Annotated in this window: 1 protein-coding gene; it reads left to right on the top strand. The window is 71.1% G+C overall.

What is annotated here, in order from left to right:
* Nucleotides 1-2,418, top strand: a 2,418-nt coding sequence (locus I71_RS23945) for a DEAD/DEAH box helicase (RefSeq protein ID WP_148294355.1), incomplete at both ends; no start/stop codon positions are given.

The raw sequence follows: 2,418 nt of genomic DNA, 5'->3' as shown, positions 1-2,418 counted from the left end.
ATGCCGGTCTTGAGCGCCGCATCCGCCGTGACGAGTCCTGCATCCTGCCGGTCCCCGTGCTGGAGCGCCGGCTGATCGGCTCCGACGCGCTGGAGGACAGGCTCGCCGCCCGCGACCTGCTGCCGGTGGAGTTGGTGGCCGGCGCTGCCGCGGAACCGGTGCGGACGCAGCGCACGTTGCTGCGCCGGGCGGCCACCGTGCTTGAGAACCGCGGCTCGGTTCTGCTTGCCGCCCGCCCCGGCGAGGCCGACCGGCTGGCCGGGCGGGCGTCGGCGGCACTCGGGCGCCCCGTACCCAGGTTGGAGCGCTGGCCCGATCCGCCTCTGGGAGCCGGCAATTGCGCCGTTCTGCAACTGCGGGCGGGGGATGGCTTCCTCTGCGACGGCGTGACGGTGCTGGTCGCCCCGCGCCAAACCGAGGAGCGTGTCGGGGAAGCTCCCAGCCGTCCGCCGTTGGCGCCGTCGGAACTGGCGACCGGCGACTTTGTCGTGCATCTCGACTACGGCATCGGGCGCCTGATCGGGCTTGAGACCATTGCCTCCGAACAGGGTGACGGCGAGGGAGCCTCCGCCGATTTCCTGGTGCTGGACTATGCCCATGACGACCGGCTGCTGGTGCCGACCGCCGACTTCGACCGGCTGTGGCGCCACGGATCTGCCGATACCGGTGCCAGGCTCGACAGCCTGAAGAATGCCCATTGGCTGGAACGCCGTTCCGTGCTGGAGGCGGAGATCGGCGAGACCGCCAAGGGCATCCTGCGTGAAGCCCGCCGCCGTGCGCAGGAGGTGGCGCCGGTCATCGATCCACCGGCCGACCGCATGCGCCGCTTCGGCGCCCGCTTCGGCTTCGACCCCACCGAAGGACAGCACCGAGCCATCCAATCCGTGCTCGACGCCGTGGGCAAGGGCCAACCGATGGATCATCTGGTCTGCGCCGATGTCGGATATGGCAAGACCGAGGTGGCTCTGCGCACGGCGGCGGCGGTCGCCTTCGCCGGGCATCAGGTGGCGGTGATGGCTCCGACCTCCATCCTCGCCCGCCAGCATCTCGACCTGTTCCGCCGCCGCTTTGCCGGCTTCGGTGTGACGGTGGAGCCGCTGACCGGTGCAATGACCAAGCCTGAAAGCGACCGCGTGCGCGCCGGGCTGGCCGACGGATCGGTCGACATCGTCGTCGGCACCCATGCCCTGCTGTCCAAGGAGGTCCGGTTCCAGAGCCTGGGCCTGATGGTGGTGGACGAGGAACAGCGTTTCGGTGCAGCGCAGAAGCAGGCGCTGAAGCGGCGGACCAAGGGCGTACACAGCCTCGCGCTCAGCGCCACGCCGATCCCGCGCACCCTGCAAGGCGCCCTGGCCGGCCTGCGTGGCCTCAGCATCATCGACACCCCGCCTGCCCGCCGCCGGCCGGTGCGCACCGTCGTCACCCCGCGCGATCCCGTCACAGCCCGTGCCGCCCTGCTGCGCGAGTTGGGGCGCGGCGGGCAGGCATTCTGCGTCACCCCACGCATCGCCGATCTGGCGGAGCTGGAAGTCTGGATTCGGGAGCTGGTTCCGGCGGCGCGCATCGCGGTGGCGCATGGCCGGATGGGGGCGGCGGCGCTCGACGATGCGGTGATGGGCTTCGTCGATGGCGCAAGCGACATCCTGCTGGCGACCCCGATCATCGAATCCGGCATCGACATCCCGCGCGCCAACACGCTGCTGCTGTTCCGTCCCGATCTGTTCGGGCTGGGCCAGCTGCACCAGCTGCGCGGCCGGGTCGGGCGCGGTTCGGTTCAGGGCTACGCCTATCTGTTGACCGACCCCGACCATCCTCTGGAGGAGCGGGCAGCCCGCCGCCTTGGCTCGCTGGAGGTGATCGAAAGCCTGGGCGGCGGTTTTGTGTTGAGCATGCTCGACCTTGACCAGCGCGGGGCCGGCGACCTGCTGGGCGAGGACCAGACCGGCCATCTGCGCGCGGTGGGGACCGAACTCTACCAACGCATCCTGGCCGATGCGCTGCGCGCGCTGCGCCGCCAGCCCGACGAGCGTTGGGATCCGGATGTGGCGGTCGCGGTGCCGCACGGCATCCCGCCCTCCTACATCCCCGAGGAGGAACTGCGCATCGGCCTGCACCGCAGAATCGCCCGCACCCGCGAGTCCGGTGAACTGGACGCCTTGCGCGAGGAAATGGAGGATCGTTTCGGTACCCTGCCGCCCCTGGTGGAACGGCTGTTGTCCATCGCCGAACTGCGCTGCCGTTGCCGGGCGCTGGGCATCGCGTCACTCGGCTGTGGCCCGGCAGGCGTCGCCGTCAGGCTACGGGGCGAACGCGCCGCGGCCAAAGCGGCGACGTTGGCGAAGCGGTCCAAGGGCCTTCTGCGCGCCCAGGACGACCGGCTGTCTGCCGCGCGGCGGCGCCGGTGCCGAGGCCGGCTGC

This window comes from Azospirillum sp. B506 (assembly GCF_000333595.1).
Lineage (GTDB): Bacteria > Pseudomonadota > Alphaproteobacteria > Azospirillales > Azospirillaceae > Azospirillum.
The sequence above is the reverse complement of the archived record's forward strand: the minus strand, read 5'-3'. Positions and strand labels throughout refer to the sequence as shown.